This window comes from Streptomyces sp. NPDC001668, assembly GCF_042893155.1.
Classification (GTDB): Bacteria; Actinomycetota; Actinomycetes; order Streptomycetales; family Streptomycetaceae; genus Streptomyces.
The window spans coordinates 413321-430201 of sequence record NZ_JBIAUQ010000005.1; the positions used below are offsets into that span (position 1 = coordinate 413321).

Annotated in this window: 14 protein-coding genes; 3 read left to right on the forward strand and 11 right to left on the reverse strand. The window is 71.1% G+C overall.

Annotation, left to right across the window (positions count from 1 at the left end; all coding sequences use genetic code 11):
* Positions 1-6: 6 nt before the first annotated feature.
* From ACFYZ8_RS18415 to ACFYZ8_RS18430, 4 genes are all read right to left on the reverse strand, one after another.
* Complete coding sequence (locus ACFYZ8_RS18415; protein WP_359036491.1) at positions 7-1095, reverse strand: hydrogenase expression protein HypE; 1089 nt, start codon at positions 1093-1095, stop codon at positions 7-9.
* 63 nt (positions 1096-1158) lie between these two features.
* Entirely contained in the window at positions 1159-2940 is a 1782-nt protein-coding gene (locus tag ACFYZ8_RS18420) for an enoyl-CoA hydratase-related protein (RefSeq protein ID WP_388529949.1), read from the reverse strand.
* A gap of 168 nt (positions 2941-3108) precedes the next feature.
* Entirely contained in the window at positions 3109-3366 is a 258-nt protein-coding gene (locus ACFYZ8_RS18425) for a hypothetical protein (RefSeq protein WP_125189208.1), read from the reverse strand.
* Positions 3353-3667 carry a DUF6400 family protein gene (locus ACFYZ8_RS18430; protein WP_388529946.1) on the reverse strand — a complete coding sequence of 105 codons (315 nt, stop codon included), beginning with the start codon at positions 3665-3667 and terminating at the stop codon, positions 3353-3355. The genes ACFYZ8_RS18425 and ACFYZ8_RS18430 overlap by 14 nt, the downstream gene beginning before the upstream one ends.
* Positions 3668-3873: 206 nt before the next feature.
* Between ACFYZ8_RS18430 and ACFYZ8_RS18435 the strand changes: the two genes are divergently transcribed.
* Together ACFYZ8_RS18435 and ACFYZ8_RS18440 are read left to right on the forward strand one after the other, a co-directional pair.
* The gene (locus ACFYZ8_RS18435) at positions 3874-4161 is read left to right on the forward strand and encodes a hypothetical protein (RefSeq protein ID WP_388529943.1); all 288 of its coding nucleotides are present in this window, start codon (positions 3874-3876) and stop codon (positions 4159-4161) included.
* Positions 4162-4208: 47 nt separating this feature from the next.
* Positions 4209-5699 (forward strand): S8 family serine peptidase, encoded by a 1491-nt coding sequence (locus ACFYZ8_RS18440; RefSeq protein WP_359036500.1) that lies wholly within the window; start codon positions 4209-4211, stop codon positions 5697-5699.
* Positions 5700-5890: 191 nt separating this feature from the next.
* Here the strand turns inward: ACFYZ8_RS18440 and ACFYZ8_RS18445 are convergent, their stop codons facing one another.
* From ACFYZ8_RS18445 to ACFYZ8_RS18460, 4 genes are all read right to left on the reverse strand, one after another.
* Entirely contained in the window at positions 5891-6730 is an 840-nt protein-coding gene (locus ACFYZ8_RS18445; RefSeq protein ID WP_388529940.1) for an endonuclease/exonuclease/phosphatase family protein, read from the reverse strand.
* 64 nt (positions 6731-6794) lie between these two features.
* The gene (locus tag ACFYZ8_RS18450) at positions 6795-9722 is read right to left on the reverse strand and encodes a hypothetical protein (RefSeq protein WP_388529937.1); all 2928 of its coding nucleotides are present in this window, start codon (positions 9720-9722) and stop codon (positions 6795-6797) included.
* A 2-nt stretch (positions 9723-9724) separates the two neighbouring features.
* The gene (locus ACFYZ8_RS18455; protein WP_388529934.1) at positions 9725-11563 is read right to left on the reverse strand and encodes an HSP90 family protein; all 1839 of its coding nucleotides are present in this window, start codon (positions 11561-11563) and stop codon (positions 9725-9727) included.
* Between the two features lie 72 nt (positions 11564-11635).
* Positions 11636-12628, reverse strand: a complete 993-nt coding sequence (locus ACFYZ8_RS18460) for a hypothetical protein (RefSeq protein WP_359036508.1) — start codon at positions 12626-12628, stop codon at positions 11636-11638.
* 243 nt (positions 12629-12871) lie between these two features.
* Here ACFYZ8_RS18460 and ACFYZ8_RS18465 point away from each other — a divergent pair, with 243 nt between their 5' ends.
* Positions 12872-13279 carry a RidA family protein gene (locus tag ACFYZ8_RS18465; RefSeq protein ID WP_388529931.1) on the forward strand — a complete coding sequence of 136 codons (408 nt, stop codon included), beginning with the start codon at positions 12872-12874 and terminating at the stop codon, positions 13277-13279.
* 30 nt (positions 13280-13309) lie between these two features.
* On the opposite strand, the gene ACFYZ8_RS18470 is transcribed toward ACFYZ8_RS18465, so the two are convergent.
* The 3 genes from ACFYZ8_RS18470 to ACFYZ8_RS18480 form a co-directional block, all read right to left on the reverse strand.
* Entirely contained in the window at positions 13310-15040 is a 1731-nt protein-coding gene (locus tag ACFYZ8_RS18470; protein ID WP_388529928.1) for an amylo-alpha-1,6-glucosidase, read from the reverse strand.
* A gap of 69 nt (positions 15041-15109) precedes the next feature.
* Positions 15110-15919, reverse strand: a complete 810-nt coding sequence (locus tag ACFYZ8_RS18475) for a carbohydrate ABC transporter permease (RefSeq protein WP_388529926.1) — start codon at positions 15917-15919, stop codon at positions 15110-15112.
* Complete coding sequence (locus ACFYZ8_RS18480) at positions 15916-16875, reverse strand: carbohydrate ABC transporter permease (RefSeq protein ID WP_388529923.1); 960 nt, start codon at positions 16873-16875, stop codon at positions 15916-15918. Before ACFYZ8_RS18480 ends, ACFYZ8_RS18475 begins: the two co-directional genes overlap by 4 nt.
* Between the last annotated feature and the right edge of the window lie 6 nt (positions 16876-16881).

Consider the following 16881-nt stretch of genomic DNA (forward strand, 5'->3'; position numbering starts at 1 on the left):
GGACGCTCACCACGGGGGTCGGTATCCGGTGGTGATCTTGTCTCCGGTACGGCGCCACTTGGGCTCCTTGTCCACCGTCTTGGCCGTGATCGACCGCAGCTTGCGGACCACGGCGCCGTACGCGCCGCTGGCGTTGCTCGACACCTTGGCGCCGGGGGGTTCGTCCATGAACGGCATGAACTTGTCGGGGAAGCCGGGCATGGTGCAGGCGATGCAGATGCCACCGACGTTGGGGCAGCCGCCGATTCCGTTCATCCAGCCGCGCTTGGGCACGTTGCACTTGACGACCGGGCCCCAGCAGCCGAGCTTGACCAGGCATGTCGGCGAGTCGTACGACAGGGCGAACTGGCCCTGCTCGTAGTAGCCCGCGCGGTCGCAGCCCTCGTGCACGGTGGCCCCGAACAGCCAGGTCGGGCGCAGCTTGTCGTCCAGCGGGATCATCGGGGCGGCGCCGGTCGCCTGGTAGAGCAGGTAGGTGAGCGTCTCGGAGAAGTTGTCGGGCTGGATCGGACAGCCGGGGACGCACACGATGGGGATGCCCGCGTGCGACTTCCAGTCCCAGCCGAGGTAGTCGGGCACGCCCATCGCGCCGGTCGGGTTGCCCGCCATGGCATGGATGCCACCGTAGGTGGCGCAGGTGCCGATGGCGACGACCGCCAGTGCCTTCGGGGCGAGCCGGTCGATCCACTCGCTGGTGGTGATCGGCTGGCCGGTCTCCGGGTTGTCGCCGAAGCCGCACCAATAGCCTTCGGGCTTGATCGCCTCGTTGGGGATGGAACCCTCGACGACCAGGACGAACGGGTCGATCTCGCCCCGCTCCCCCTTGAAGAACCACTCGATGAACGTGTCCGAGCCGCCGACCGGACCGCACTCGAAGTCGATGAGCGGCCAGTGGACGGCGATCTTCGGAAGGCCCGGCAGCACACCGAGCACGATCTCCTCGATGCTGGGCTGCATGGCCGCCGTCAACGCGACCGAGTCGCCGTCGCAGCTCAGGCCCGCGTTGATCCAGAGAATGTGGATCGTGGGTGTCTCGTCGGCGGGCGCGCCGCTTGCGTCCGCAGCGCCGACCGTGTCCGGCGTCGCCTCAGTCATGGGACCGCCTCCTGGGGAGGTAAGGGATGAAGGCCCAGATTTCGACCATCGCTTTTCTTCGTATCAGCCGTTCGTCCGTGACGAGACGGGATGCAGGGCCATTCCGGTGACATCCGCGGCGGAGGGGGTCGGATTGGTCTGCGCAACCTGGGCGGGGCCGAGGTGCGGCGGGGTGCACGCCGGCCGCTCCTTGTGGACGAAGGAACGACGCAGCGAGTGGTACGGGGCGTCCGGGTCGTCGAAGGTCCGGCGCATGCGGGCCAGCTCCTGCTCACGGAAGCCGGCCAGCGGTGTCACGCTCTCCAGCCGGTCCAGCTCCGTCTTCTTCGCGGTGATCCGTGCCGCCGTGGCCGGCAGTGACGCCAGACGGGCCGCCAGGCCGCCGACCTCCCCCGCGAACGCGTCCGGACCGCAGTCGACCAGCCGGTCGACGAGGCCGAGGCGCAGGGCGGCCGCCGAGCTCACCGGGAGAGCCTCACGCATGAGTCGTTCCGCCGTCGCGGGACCCACCCTGCGGGGCAGGGTGTGCGTCCAGTACTCCGAGCCGTACAGGCCCATGAGGCGGTAGTGAGGGTTCAGCACGGCGCCCGAGCGGCACCACACCTCGTCGGCCGCCAGGGCGAGCATCACCCCGCCCGCCGCGGCGTTGCCCGCGACCGCCGCGACCACCAGTCGGTCGGTCGTCGTCAGGACCGCCTCGACCAGATCGTCGATGGCGTTGATGTTCGCCCAGGACTCGGCAGCGGGGTCGTCCGCGGCCTCGATGACGTTGAGATGGATCCCGTTGGAGAAGAAGTCCCGTTCGCCGCCCAGCACCAGCACGGACGTGGGCCGCTCGCACGCCTCCCGGTAGGCGTCCAGCAGACGTCGGCACTGCTCCGTGCTCATGGCGCCGCCGGGGAAGGAGAACGAGAGGAACCCGACGTTCCCGTCCTCCCGGTAGCGGATGTCCGTCCAGGTACGGTGCCGTACCTCGGGCAGCAGGGGCAGGGCATGCTCGGGCAGGGGCGGCAGCAGGTCGCCCAGTGCCCGCACGGCAGGCAGTTTGTACGTGGGCGGCTGCCCGGGCACGCGCCGGGGCCGCAGCTCGGGGATCCACACGGCGCCGTCCTTGGTGGCCCGGCACACCGCCCCGGCCCTGGTGGCCAGCAGCTCGCCCGGGCGGCCGCGCAACACGCTCTCGGGATGACCGCCGTGCAGATACCACTCACGGCCGAGCAGGACGTCCAGCACACCGGGCTGGGAGTCCGCCGCTCTCAGCTTGCGCAGGACTTCGTGCGTGGAGTCCTCGGCCCAGTCGATGCGCCGGACGCTCTGGTCGAGGTAGGGGCGGGGGCGCAGACGGGCGTCGGCCGTGCGTGCCACGTCCTGCTTGCGTGGGACGTGGGTCCCCTCGGCGAAGCGCTCCACCGCGAGCATGACGGCCTCGAGCGCGGCGTCGGCGATCTCGCCCCGGTACAGCTCGCTCTTGGAAACCGGAGGGACCCGGCACGGTACACAGGCCCACACGTCACCTGCGTCCATCTCCCCGTCGGCCTGCAGGACGGTGACGCCCCACTGGTCGACGCCCTCGTGGATCGCCCAGTCCAGGGAGGAGGGTCCACGGTCGCCCACGGGCCCCGGATGGACGATGAGGCAGGTGTGCGCTGTCCATACCTCCTCGGGAATCGCCGTCTTCAGCATCGGCGCCACGATGAGCTGCGGTGCGTGTTGTCGCACGGTTTCCGGCAATGGGCTGCCAGGAAGGGCGAGTTCCACCGCCACGGTGTGGCCACGGTCGCGCAGTTCGGCGAAGACACGCTGGGTGAGGCTGTTGAACGCACTGGCCAGGAGCAGGATGTGCACCGCTGCCTCCGAGACGGACGTACGGCAGGCAGGGATGCCCGCCGGACGCGATCCTCGGGCAGGGCGGCCTGCCGGTCCCGACGACAGGGCGGGGGGATCATCCGAAAGCGGGCGCCGATCCGCCGTCCGGCCTCACTGGCAGGCCACGACCGACGGCGCCACTGATGATCACATGCGTCGCAGACCGCTGGTCATCCGCTCCCACCGGGAGCGGGTGGCACCGAAGTGGGTCTCGTGTGCCCAGATGTGGGTGCAGGACCGGCACTGCAGGTGAAGCAGACTGCCGACGTGGGACAGCAGGTAGCGCCAGTGCTCAGAACAGGTGCGCCCCTGCTCGCAGGTGGCGCACCCGCGATGATCGTCGCAGTTCGGGCAGGCCACCCAGGCGCGCCGCCCGATGTCCGCCTGCGGGTCAAGCGGCAGCATCGCCGCCCCCTCTCCGAGGCAGCACGCCGGCCGAGACCAGCTCGTCGTAGACGCGCTGTTGCTCCGCGCTGAGGCCGGAATACAGCAGCTCGTACGCCGCTTCCTCACCGCGCAGCACGGCGACGGGGTCCCAGTCCGGGCCGAGAGCGTCCACGACATGAGCGCGCCGGAGCAGTTCATGCGGGCTCAGGTCGACGTCGAGGTCGACCGTCGGGAGCGGGTCGGTTCGGTCCGTCGCGGGTCTGCTTTCCGCGGCGGTTTCGTCCGGTTCACCCGGAAGGGCGCGGCCATGGGAGGACATGCGACCGAACGTAGGCAAGCGCTTCTCGCCCCGGCAAGAGCAGGTGGGAGAAGTCACAGCAGGTCCGCGCCCCCAGGGGCAGCACGTTCGAGGGTCATGATCCAGCACCACCCTCTAGCATGTTTTGCCAGCTGATGCTGCAAATGCGAGGATTGAAGTGATTGGCGAGCCATCGGGAGAACCAAGTGACATCAGGGCAAGGTGACGTGTCCGACAAGGAGTTCGTCGAGGCTCTGGTTGAGCTGCAGGCCGAGGCTACGGTGCATGACCTGGTCTCGTGGTGCTCCCGTCATGGCATCGACGTGGTGCCCATGACCGCCGGGGCACTCGTCACCGGATCGAGCGGGAGGTTCTGCGAGGCGTTCGGTATCGCGCCGCTCGAGAACCGTGCACGTCCGCAGGCGCTGCCCGTGCCACTGGCGCTGGCGAACACCGCGAGGTCCGTCACCGTACTGCCGATTCCCACGCCCGGGGCCCACGACGGGGGTTCGTGACCGGCTGCCGTGGTTCGTGCGCCCGGGCCTCCCCTTCTGGAGGACACATGACGAACCCCACAACGCCCCAGTACGGACAGGACGTTCCGGAAACCGTGTACGGCTATGTCTCCGCCCGCTCGCAGGGCGGAGTGCCGGCGACCCAGGCAACCGCCTTCTCCTCGGCCAGGCCGTTCCGCGCCGAGGGTGACTCCATGGAGCGCGCCAAGGAATACGCACGGACAGCGGGGCTGACCGTGACTGCCGAGAGCCGGCTGGGCTTCACCGTCGCCGGTACGCCGGCCGCGTACGAACAGCTCACCAGCGGGCGGATCGCCAGCTACGAGGTGCGGCAACTGGGCCCCATGAACCGGGAGCGTTCCGTCACACACCTCGACATCGTCGGCGACCGGCAACCGGCCGCCCTCGGCGTCGGCGCCGCACCTGGCGAGGACGCCATTGAGGCGGTGGCCCTGGAGCGTCCGCGCACGCCCATGCGTCTCCTCCCGGCCGACGCCAGGCCACCGGACGTCGACGCGTTCCACCTCACGCTCCCGGACGACATCGCCAGGCTGCTCAACGCGACCCCGGCACATGAGGCGGGGCACACGGGTCGCGGTGTGCAGGTCGCCATGGTCGACACGGGGCAGGCCGAGCACGCCTACTTCACCGCCCACGGCTACGACGTCACCCCGCCCGTCGCACTCGTCCCCGGCACCAGCCCCGCAGAGGATCCGATCGGGCACGGCACCGGGGAATCGGCGAACATCTTCGCCGTGGCTCCGGGCGCGCGACTGCGCCCGTACCGCGCGAGCAACCAGCGGGGCGACCTCACGGCCGCCACGGCCGGCTTCCTGCGTGCCAAGGCAGACCGCCCGCAGGTTCTCACCAACTCGTGGGGCGGAGACGGGGACTTCCCTCCGCTCGGAGACCCGAGTCAGGCCGACGTGATCTTCGCGCTGGAGATCCTGGACGCGATAGAGCAAGGCATCGTCGTCGTCTTCTCCGCGGGCAACGGCCAGTTCGCCATCGAACCCCAGGTGCCCGGAGTGATCGCCGCAGGCGGAGTGTTCGCAGCGCGGGACGGCCGGCTGCGCGCGTCGAACTACGCGAGCGGATACGTCAGCCCCTGGATCGACGGCGTCCGCGTGCCGACCGTGTGCGGTCTGGTCGGCCTGCTCCCCCGGGCCCAGTACCTGATGCTGCCGGTGCCGCCCGGATGCGCGATCGACGTCGACGAGAGCCAGCCAGACCCGGGCGACCCGACCAGCGACCCGGGCGACACCACAGGCCCAAGGGACGGCTGGGCGATGTTCTCGGGCACGTCGGCCGCGGCACCGCAGCTCGCGGGGGCGGTGGCCGTACTCCTCGGAGCCAGGCCGGGGCTGACTCCCGCCCAAGTGACCAAGGCGCTCACCACGACCGCCACCGACGTCACGACCGGCACCAATCACCCGCGGTTCGGCAACCACGCCCACGTCGGCATCGACACGGCCACCGGACCCGGGCTGGTCAATGTGAGCGCCGCGCTGGACCTCATCCTCACCCAGAACCCCTGAGCCTCGGTTCTGTGTCCCCGGCCGGGCAGTCCAGCCGGTGGTCCGGACTGTGACTGCCCGGGATCGGGGGCACCTACGGGCTACTACGACGCGGACAGCAACTCCACCCTCAGCGGCCTGGTGCACGGAGGGCATCCACCCGGGCGCCAGGGCCGGCACCCTCGACCTCGTCCAGCTTCGCGGACGCCCGCCTACGCCGGGTTCACGTCGGCGTACAGCACATGATGGTCCGAGACCTGGCTCGGATGCACGCGGTGTCTGGCGGGGACGTAGCCGCGCAGGAAGACGTAGTCGAACTTGCTCTGCCAGTCGGTGGTCGGCTCGCAGGTGGTGGCGGCGCCGGGGCGGCACTTGGGGTCCGCGTCCGTGGCCAGTCTCCACATCTTGGTGAGCTCGTAGGCGTCCGGCACGGCGTTGAAGTCGCCGATGACGATCGCGCGGTCGTGCCGGGCGACCTCTTTGGCGAGGACGCCGACCTGGTCCGCCCGGACGGCCTCCTGGCGTCGTTCGGCGAGGTGGGTGTTGAAGAGCCGGACCTTGTGGCCGTCGACCGTGGTGGTGACCGCCATGTACCCGCGGTCCTCGGAGCCGCCGTCGGGATACTCGGTCCTGACGACGTCGGTCATGGGGGCCGCCGAGAGGATCGCCTCGCCGTAGCCGCCGGGGTTCCACGGTGCTCCCCCGCAACGGCCCCAGCTCTGGAGAACCGGCGCGTACTCGACGTGGTAGACGAGTCCGTGCAGGTTCTCCAGATACTCCCGGATCTTCTCGACGTCACCCACGCAGGCTTCCTGGAGGCCGACGACCTGGGGCGCGAACTCGGCGATCTGCGCCGCCCGGTCGTCGTTGCCCGTCTCGCAGGGGTTGCAGAGGTTCCAGGTCATGACGCGGTTCGGTACGACGTCCCTGACGGGTTTGGCGGGCACGGACCGGGCGTCCAGGGCACCGCTCGGCGCGCTGGGGCCGGAGAGCACCATCCAGGCCACGACCAGGGCACCCACGAGCAACCATGTGCCCTTTCCGAGCACCATTGCCTCCTCGACGTGGATCCGCTGGGCAACTGACGTCTGCCTGAACGATGTTATGGGACCGGGCTCACTCCTCGTCGCGCAGCCTGGCCGCCAGGGAGGTCAGGGTCTCGGTCTCCTCGGTGTGGCCCAGGGCGGTCAGCCGGGCGACCGCCGCGTCGAGGCGGGTGAGGGCCGGGGCCGGGCGCTTCAGGTACAGGCCCTCCACGGCTCCCGCGAGACGGACGCACTCGGCCCACTCGCCCGCCCGGTCGTCGTCCGGCCGCAGCTCGCCGAGCACGGCGAGCGCCTTGTCCAGGGCGGCCAGCGCCTCCTCGTACGCGCCGGCGTAGGCGCTCACCCGCCCGTGTTCGTAGGCCAGGGCGCTGTCCAGGGAGCGGCCGCGGGCCTCGTACCCGGCGGCCCGGGCCTCGTCGGCGACACGGCCGGCGTCGGCGAGGAAGGCGCGGGCGTCGGCCAGGCCCTCGGGGCCCTGCTGCTGGGCCTGGAGACGGGCGAGCTCGCGCAGGCAGTTGCTGAGCAGTTCGTAGCGCGGGTCCCGGGCGTGCGCGGCGATCGCCTGGTCCGCGGCCTCGCGGGCCGGGCCGAACTCGCCGGACTCGCCGAGGAGTACGGCCGTCTCCGCGGCGATCATGGCGTGGCTGCCCGGGTCGTCGTCCCAGCCGGCCGACTCGGCCGCGAGGGCGGCGAACTCCGCCGTGGCCGCCTTGATGTCCTCCCCCGCGCGCAGTGCGCGGGCCCGGGTCAGGCGCAGCTGGGCGGCGAGCCGGTCGTCCAGCTCCCCGGAGGTGACGTCGGGTTCGGTCAGCAGGGAGTCGAGCAGGGCGATGCAGTCCTCGACCCGGCCCAGGTCGAGGCTGAGCTGGGCGGCGTTGCTGTAGGTGCAGAACGCGTCGACGCGGTTGCCGCGGCGAAGGTCCAGCTCCGCCGAGCGCGTCAGGTGCCGCAGTGCCTCGTCGGGGCGGCCCAGGTGCATGCAGGCCTCGGCGAGGTCGCCGTGCAGGCGGGTGGTGTCCATGCTGTCGGCCGGCCAGTCGGCGGCCAGCCGCAGGCCTTCGGTGAGGTCCGCGTGCGCGGTCTGCGGGTCCTGGAGGGCGAGCTGGAGCCGGCCGCGCAGTCCGAGGGTGCGGGGCAGGTGCCAGGCCGGGCCGTGCGCCTTCAGCCGGTCGAGGAGGGCGTCGATCTCGGTGACCGCCGCGGGCAGGTCGCCGGAGATGGCGTGCGTGCTGGCCCGCAGCAGCAGGGCGCCGGAGATCTGCCCGGGAAGGTCGTGTCCGGTGGCGAACGTGTGCAGCAGGTCGGCCTCGGCGAAGACCGGCGCGACATGCTCCTTGCTTCCCGTCGTCTGGAGGCGCAGGGCGAGCGCGGTCGCCCGCAGCCGCAGCAGGCGGGCCTCCTGGTAGGGAGCGAGACCGGTCGTCTCCTCGTGCAGGCGGACCACTGCCGTGTGGACGCCGGTCAGCGCGTCCGCCTTCGCCGCGGCCCCGTCCTCACCGGGGATCTGGGCGGTGGCGAGCAGGGCGCAGGCGCGCGTGAAGGCCGCGGGTCCGGGCTCCCCGGCGTCGTCGTAGAGGGCCGAGGCCTCCTCGTGGAGCGCGGCGGCTTCGGCGAACTCGTCGTTGTTGCCCGCCCGGTTCGCCTCCTCGGCCAGCAGGTCCGCGCGCAGCTGGACCAGCGGGCCCACGGCGGGGTCGTCGGGGTGGGTGTAGTCGCGGGCGGCGACGAGCGTGCGCAGCCGGGCGAAGCAGGTCTGGGCGTCCGGGTGCCCCTGCTCCTCCAACTTCCTTGCCTGGAGGATGAGTTCGGGCAGCGAGTCGGGAACCGCGGCGGTGGTGCGGGGGGCGGGCACCGCAACGGGGGCGGCCGGGGCGACGTCGTCGAGGCTGCGGGTGCGCAGGGTCAGTTCCAGCGCGTCGAGGAGGGGCGCCCGGTCGAGGCGGGTCCTGCGGCGGTCGGTGTGGGTGGCGGTTGCGTTGCGGGCGTCGAAGCGTGCGGCGAGGTCGTCGGCGCGGCCCCGCACCTCGGTGCGCAACCCGGTCACCGTCCAGGTGCGGCCCGCGTATCCGGCGGAGGGCAGTTCTCCGTGGCCGAGGTGCTCCACCCGCTGGAGGAGGACTTCCACGCCGGTGAGGAAGTCGAGCTGGTCCAGGGGCGAGTCGACCTCGTCGAACAGGTTGCGGTTCTCGGCGAGCAGTTCCAGGCCGCGGGCCTCGTTGCCGGTCAGCGCGCAGAACTCCAGGTGCCGGCCGACCTCACCGGACATCGAGGGGTTGCGACGGCAGCCGCGGTAGCCGACGAGGTGCAGTTCGCGCGCCCGGTCGGCCTGGCCGGTGCGCAGCAGGGGCAGCAGCGCGTACGAGAAGGAGCGGGCCGGTTCCTCCCGGCAGGACTCCTTGCCGTTCAGCACGGGTTCCCAGGTGCGCAGGGCGCGCTCGTCGTCGCCCGCCGCGAGGTGGAACAGGGCCCGCTCGCAGATCTCGCAGGCCTCGCAGTCGCTGAGCCGCGTGCGGGTGCGGGCCGCCCACAGCTCGTAGGCGAGGGTGGTGTCCTCGCCCACGTGCGCGGCGAGCTGGTACGCCTGTCCGTAGTAGGGCTGGAGGCCGAGGCCGGCCTTCTCGTAGCGGTCGCGCATCTCCTGCAGCCACTGGCGCAGGCTGGCCAGCGGTATCTCGGGCAGCTGGCGCAGGGCGTGGCCCACCCACTTGAACCGCCAGAACAGCTGGTGGCGCATGCGCTCGTCGAAGACGTCGGGCTGTTCGTCGAAGAGGGTCAGCAGCCGGGCGAAGACGACGGGCGACTTGCGGGGTTCGGAGCCGTAGGTGTACGCCTTCTGCAGTTCCAGGAGGGCGTGGACGAGCGGGACGGGCTCCTCGAACTGCTCGGCGGCGTCGACGAGTTCCTCGGCGGTGACGGTGCGGGTACGGCCGTAGGGCCGCTCCTCGTTCTCCTGGAGCGCCTGGTACAGCTCGTCGGTGGTCTGGATCGCGGTAGGCATCGTCAGCTGTCCTTGCGGAGGGCGTGGGCGAGGAGGTCGAGGAAGGAACGGTTGATGAGGCTCGACTCGGCGGGCCTGAGCGGGCGCCGGGAGAGCATCGCGGCCTGGCCGTAGAGGGCTTCGGCGCTGGTGCGGGCCAGCTCGGGCTCGTCGATGGTGACGGCGGTGCGCACCAGCGGATTGAGCTGGTTGAGGATCAGCTGGGCGCGCGGAGCCTCCTGGCGCAGGGCGCCGAGGATGTCGCCCCACACGCCGCCCTGCTGCTCGCGGGCGAGCTGGGAGCGGGTGCGTTCGTGCCGGGCCTCGCGGCTGTCGAGGAGGAGGGCGGGGGCGGAGGCGGGCTGGAAGGTGCGCAGCGCCACGTCGCAGTCGAAGACGGCGAGGGCGTCGCGGGCCTGGGCGAGATACGCCGCGGCGGCCAGCTCGGTCTCCCGGTCGACGGGGTCGAGGTGGGCGGTGAGGGTCCCCGGGTCGAGGTCGGCGACGCTGACCTCGGGCCTGACCTCGGGCAGCCGGTGGACCAGCGCGCGGTCGTAGGTGTAGCCGCCGTTGACGACGCCGAGCCCGGCGGCCGAGGCGATCGCCGCGACCTGGCGGAACTCCTCCACGCTCGACGTGACGAGGACGGTGCGGTGGGTGCGCGCGAACTCGTCGAGGGTGGCGTGCCCGTCGGTGGTCTCGAACGGCAGCCAGGGCAGCAGCATCCGCATGATCTCGTCGTCGTGCACCGCGAGGGACTTCACGGCCAGGTGGTGCACCTGGAGGAAGCGGCCGAGCAGTTCGGGGTCGCTGGCGGCGGCCCTGGCGATCCACGCCCGCAGGTGTTCGGCGAGCGCGTCGCGTACGGCGGCGAGGGTGTCGTCCTCGTACAGGGACTCGCGGGAGGCGGTGGGGCGCAGGCTCTCGGCGTCGACGACGCAGCGGACGAAGAACGCCCAGTCGGGGAGGATCTCCTCGGCCTGCTCGGACAGCAGCATGCCTTTGACGTGCACGCGGTGGCCGTGGCGGCGCCCGGCCGGGACCGCCTCGGGCAGCACGCAGGCGATGCCCTTCAGGCCCACGGCGGGCAGGTCCAGTTCGATGGTGTCCAGCGGTGTGAACCCGAAGACCTCCTCGCCGTACGCGGCCAGGGCTCGGGAACGGGCCCCGGGCGTGGGGTGGGTGCGCGCCCAGGGCGCGGGTTCGGGGTTCACCGGAACGCCCGCGCCCGCTGTGCCGTCGTCGAAGGTCACGGGGTGACGCAGCAGGGAGCCGAAGTGGCGGGCCAGCTCGTGCACTTGAGCCGGGCGGGTCCACTCGCCCGCGTCGGCGCGCGGCGTCAGCGTGACGGTCGTACCGGGCCGGGGGCGGGCGGATGCGGGCAGGGTACGGACGCTGTAGCTGCCGTCACCGCGGCCCCGCCACTCCACGGCGGGGGCGTCGGGGGTGCGGGCCGAGCGGCTGACGACGTGGATCTCGTCCGCGACCAGGAAGCAGGAGAGCAGGCCGATGCCGAACTGGCCGATGAAGTCGGCGCGTTGCTCGGCGACCTGCTCGGCCCGCTTGCTGCTGCGGCCGATGGTGGCGAGGAAGGCGTGCACATCGGCCTCGGTGAGGCCGACGCCGTCGTCCTCGACGCGCACCACGGAGCCGTCGGCGTACAGGCGGATGCCGAAGCCGCCGTGGGGCTCGATGGCGTGCCGTGCGGTGAGGGCGTCGACCGCGTTCTGGAGGAGTTCACGCAGGTAGACGCGGGGGCTGGAGTAGAGGTGGTGGGAGAGGAGGTCCACCAGGCCGCGGAGGTCGACCTGGAAGGTGCGGTCGGTGGTGGCGTGGTCGGCGGCGTTGTCACGCAGGGGCATGGGGCAGTCCGGGGTGAAGGGAAGGAAAGGGCAGGAAGGGCAGGGCAGGGCAGGGAACGGGGGGCCCGGGGCTCAGAAGGCCTTGCGGAAGCGCGCGTACGCTTTCTGCGGGTCCGCCATGAAGGTCCACGGCCACTCGGTGAACACACCTTCCAGCTCGCGGAAGACGTTGGAGGCCGTGCTGCTGCCCGCCAGCGAGAGGGCCATGGCGAACATGTTGTAGTCGCCCTGCCAGCCCAGGCGGCGCTCATAGGCGTGGTGCAGGATGCTGCGCTCCGCGGCCTCCCTCAACTCCGCGCGGATCCGCGGGTGCTGGAGACAGTCGCGGTCGTCGGACTCCACCCAGTCCTCGATGTGTGCCATGGCGATGACACAGCCGAGCCGGTGCCCGTCGGGTGCGCCGGCGAAGGCCTTCTGGGCGAACTCCAGGGCCTGGCCCGGCTCTCCGCCCCAGCGTGGCTGGAGCTGCGACACCCACTCCAGGTGGATGTCCAGGTTCAGCGGGTCACGGCGCAGACCGGCCGCGAGCCGGGCCTCCTTGACGCTGTCGTCGACGGACATGCCGCGCCCCGAGGTGAGCAGCTGGCGCCACGGCGTGACCCAGTCGGGCCGCGACTCGGCGGCCTCGAGCAGATGCTCCTCGGCGATGCGCAGCCGCTCGTAGAAGATCTGCCACTGCTCACGGCCGACGTCCACGGCACGGGCGGACGTACGCGCCTCCCAGCCCCAGGAGACATGGCGCGCACCCGAGATCAGCAGGGCGGTCGCCCGGAGCTCCTTGTCGTCCCTGTCCTCCTCGGCGGCGCGGACGATCCACTCCTCCACACCGTCCAGCTGGGCCAGCTGCCCCAGGACCGCCTGCTCATGGCCCAGGTCGAAGGGCGCGAGGGCCGCTTTGACCGCTGCCCAGTCACCCGCGTCGGCCGCTTCCACGAGGGCGAGCACCCGGGCGTCACCGAGCGCGCGCAGGACGTGGACCCCGTTCTTCTGCCTGCGCGGAGCGGGTAGGGCGTGCGGATCCGCCGTCGGTCTCTCCCGGCCCCCACCGAACAGCTTGCCGAACATGCCGCGCCCTCCCCTGGTCCCGCGTGATCGTCCGGTGCAGCATAAGGGGCACCACTGACAGCGCTTCCACTGGGTTTTTTTGCCCAGCCCGTCCCCGGGCAAGCCGCTGAGCTGCCAGGTCACCTTCAGGTTCCCCAGTCACCGAAAAGTGCGTTCTCCCACGTCAGCGCTCACTCTCCTACAGTTCCCCAGTAACCACTGGAGACCTAGGGCCCGAGAAGCCCGACCATGGAGGTGCGAAGAATGGCCATCACCTTGCTCAACCCCGACGGACTGCCGAAGATCGACGTCTACCGGCAGGTGTCGATCGCGTCGGGATCGAAGCTGGTCTTCGTCGCCGGGCAGGTCGCCTGGGACGCCGAGGGACGCACGGTCGGCGAGGGTGACCTCGCCGCGCAGGTCGAGCAGTGCTACCTCAACATCGGCACCGCCCTCGCCGAGGCCGGCGGTTCCTTCGACGACGTGGCCAAACTGACCCTCCATGTCGTCGACTGGACGCCCGACAAGATGCCCCGGCTCCTGGAGGGCATCTCGCGGGCGGCCGCGCGGCTGGGGACCACCCCGACCCCACCGGCCACGCTGCTGGGCGTCGCCGCGCTGGACGTCCCCGACCACCTGGTGGAGATCGAGGCCGTCGCTGTCCTCGACTGAGTCACCGCCGAGCCCGGTGGGGCGCCGTTCTCACCCGCCGTCCCGCTGTGCGTGGGCTTCGGCGAGCAGGAGGTAGGCGGCGGCCGTCCACGTGTAGGCGCGGTCGCGCAGACCCGTTCCGGCCAGGGCGTCGAAGTTCTCCGCGAAGCCGTGGTGCTCGCACAGGGCGCGGAAGCGGGCACTGATCTCGTCGGCCAGCCGGTGGTGGCCGCCGCGCCGCAGGCCGTCCTCGACGAGGACCGTGGCCGGGGCCCAGATCGGGCCGCGCCAGTAGCCGTCGGCGAGGTAGTGCGGCGAGGTCGGCAGTTCGGTGGCCAGGCCGTACGAGGTCAGATGGGCCTCGATCCGGCCGGCCAGTACGTCGCTGATGTCGTCCGGCAGGTACTCGCCGAGCACGATCGGCATCAGGTCGAGCAGACTGGAGGTGCCCCAGGTGTCGCCGCTGTCGACGCCCTGGGCGACGAACCGATCGCCGGTCCAGAGCTGGTCGAGCATCGCCTGCTGTGTGTCCTCGGCAGCCCGGGTCCACCGGCGGGCATCCTCGGGTCGCTCCAACTGCGTGGCAAGATCGGCGAGTTCACGCAGTTGCAAGGTCAGGAAGGCGGCCAGGTCGGCGGTGACGACCACGCGTTCGGGGTCGAAGGTGGTGGCGTTGTCCCAGCCGCTGTCGTTGCCGTGCTGGTAGTGGGGCAGGGCGGCGCCGGGTGCACGCCGTGCGGTGAGCCAGAAGTCCGTCCAGCGTTCCAGCCTGTCGTACGTCGCGGTCAGTTCCGCCCGCTCCAAGGGAGTGGGCACCCTGCGGCGCAGATGGCCGAACGCCCAGCCGTGGATGGGCGGTTTGACGAAGTTGCGGAGCACCTCGGAGTGGGTGACCGAGTCGGGCAGCGCGCCGGTCTCGTCCTGGTGGTCGAAGGGCAGCTGGAACTGGTCCCGGGCCAGTTCGGGGCAGCCGGGGGCCAGGGCCAGGGCGTTGAAGCAGTGGTCCCAGCTCCAGACCTTGTCCATCCAGTGCTTGGACATCAGCACGCCGGGCCGGGTGACCAGGCCGGCCGGGCGGACGGTCGCCGACCACAGGACGTAGGCGGCGAGTTCGGCGGCCGGGGTGGCGGACGAGCGCCAGGGGGCCACGGTGTCGGCGAAGTCCGCGAAGGAGTTCCGGGCGGCCTCGACGACCTTGCCGAAGGCCGCCGTCGGCACGTAGGCGGGGCGGGCGGTGTCGATCTCCTCGACCGCGACCTCCCAGCCCCCGTCCGCGTCGGCGACGGTGACACCACGGTCGGCGCTGCCGAGAGCCTGGCTGCCGAACACCTCGGCCGTGCCGGACAGCAGCGTGACCCGATAGCGGCAACCGGTCTCGTACGAGGTGAACACGTAGGCGTCGGCGGCCGGTTCGCGGTAGAAGTAGGTGCCGCTGAACGGGGTCAGTGTGGGGGCCGCCGCCGAGATCCGCAGCGGCACACCCGCACCGCGCAGCCGTACGGTGTCCGGCGACTCGTAGGTGAGATCCACGCGTCCGGCCGCCCCGGTCCAGGTCAGCAGGCCCGGTGTGGCCTCGACGCGGGTCTCGGCGCGGTCGCCCGTCGCGGGATCGAGGGGGACCAGGCTCAGGACGGCGTGCATGCCGTTCTGGTGCGAGACGAGGTGGAGGTCCTCGGCGTACGTCTTCTCCGCCACCACGGGGGAGATGCCGAACCAGGATCCGTACGTGCTGAACGGGATGTCGTGGACGGAGAAGGCCGGGCCGGGGCGGTCGGCGGTCATGAAGAGGCACTCGTTTCTCGAGCAGGGATCGTCGAAGATCATCGGGGAGGGGGCTGCGCCGTGGCCGGGTCAGTCCTTGACGGCGCCGGCGGTCACACCGGCGGCGACGTAGCGCTGGGCGAGGACGAGGATGACCGTGGCGGGCAGGGAGGCCACGACGGCGGTGGCCATGATGGCGTTCCACTGCTGGTTGTTGTTGCCGATGTAGTGGTAGATGCCCAGGGTGATCGGCTCGTGGGCGCCGCCGCCCGCGAGGGTGCTGGCGAAGATGAAGTCGGACCAGGACCACAGGAACGCGAACAGCGACACCGTCACGATCGAGTTGCGGCTCATCGGCAGGACGACGGACCAGAAGGTGCGCAGGGCGTGTGCTCCGTCCATCTGCGCGGCCTGGATCAGCTCGCCGGGGATGCCGGACATGAACGCGGTGAAGATGAGCACCGCGAAGGGCACGGCCAGGGTGGAGTCGGCGACGATCAGTCCGGGCACCGACTGGAGCAGGCCGAGCTGGAGGTAGATGGCGTAGAAGCCCATCGCCATGATGATGCCGGGGATCATCTGGGCGACCAGCAGCAGGAAGCTGAGCGCGCCGCCGCCGCGCGGGCGCAGTTTGGCCAGCGCGTAGCCGGCCGGGGCGGCCAGCGCCACGGTCAGCACGACGGTGCCCAGGCCGATGACGAGGCTGGTGCCGAGGTAGGGCAGCTGCTGGTCCAGGACCGCCCGGTAGCCGGCCAGGGTGCCGTGGACCGGGAACAGGTCCGGCGGGGACTTGCGCATGTCCTGGTCGCGGGTGAAGGACACGTTGATCATCCAGTAGACCGGGAAGAGCATGACCGCGGTCAGCAGCAGACCGACGACGGTCTTCAGGCTTTTGCTCATGACAGCGCCTGCTTTCGCTGGACCTTCAGGTAGATCAGGCCGAAGACCAGGGCGGCGACCACGAGCAGGTTGCCGACGGCCGCGCCGGGGCCGAAGGCGGGCAGCAGGTTGCCGAAGCCGAGCTGGTAGGACCAGGTGGCGAAGGTGGTGGAGGAGTCCGCCGGGCCGCCCTTGGTCATGATCCAGATGATGTCGAAGACCTTGAGGGTGTAGACGAGGCCGAGGAGCAGGGTGATCGCGGAGACCGGGCGCAGCAGCGGGAAGGTGATGTTCCAAAAGCGCCGCCAGGCGTTCGCCCCGTCCAGGGCCGCCGCTTCGTACAGCGAGGCCGGGATGGACTGCAGGCCGCTGTAGAGGACGACCAGGTTGAACGGGACCCCGATCCAGATGTTCGCGATGATCACCGAGGTCAGTGACCAGGACGGCGAGGTCAGCCAGTTCACCGGGCCGACACCGACCGCGTGCAGGACGGCGTTGACGACACCGGAGTCACTGTTGAGCATCCACGACCAGGTCGACGCGGACACGATCAGCGGCAGCAGCCAGGGCACCAGGAACAGCGCCCGCAGGGTCGCCGAGAGCCGGAAGTTCTGGTGGAAGAAGACCGCCAGCGCCAGACCGATCGCGTACTGGAAGAGCAGGCACACGCCGGTGAACACCACGGTGTGCCACAGGGCCGGGGCGAAGGTCGGGTCGTCGAAGACCTTGCGGTAGTTCGCCAGGCCCGTGAACGGCGCGTCGCCGCGGACGAAGGAGCGCACCGTGTAGTTGCGCAGGCTCAGGTCGAGATTCCGGTACAGCGGATAGGCGTAGAACAGGACGAGGTACAAGCTCACCGGGGCGAGGAACGCCCAGGCCGCCCACTGCGGCGAGACGGGACGGCGGCGGCGCCGCGTCTTGGGGGCCGCGCCCTCGGAGTCGGTCCGAAGGCGCGGCACTTGTGTGGTCTGACTCATCAACTG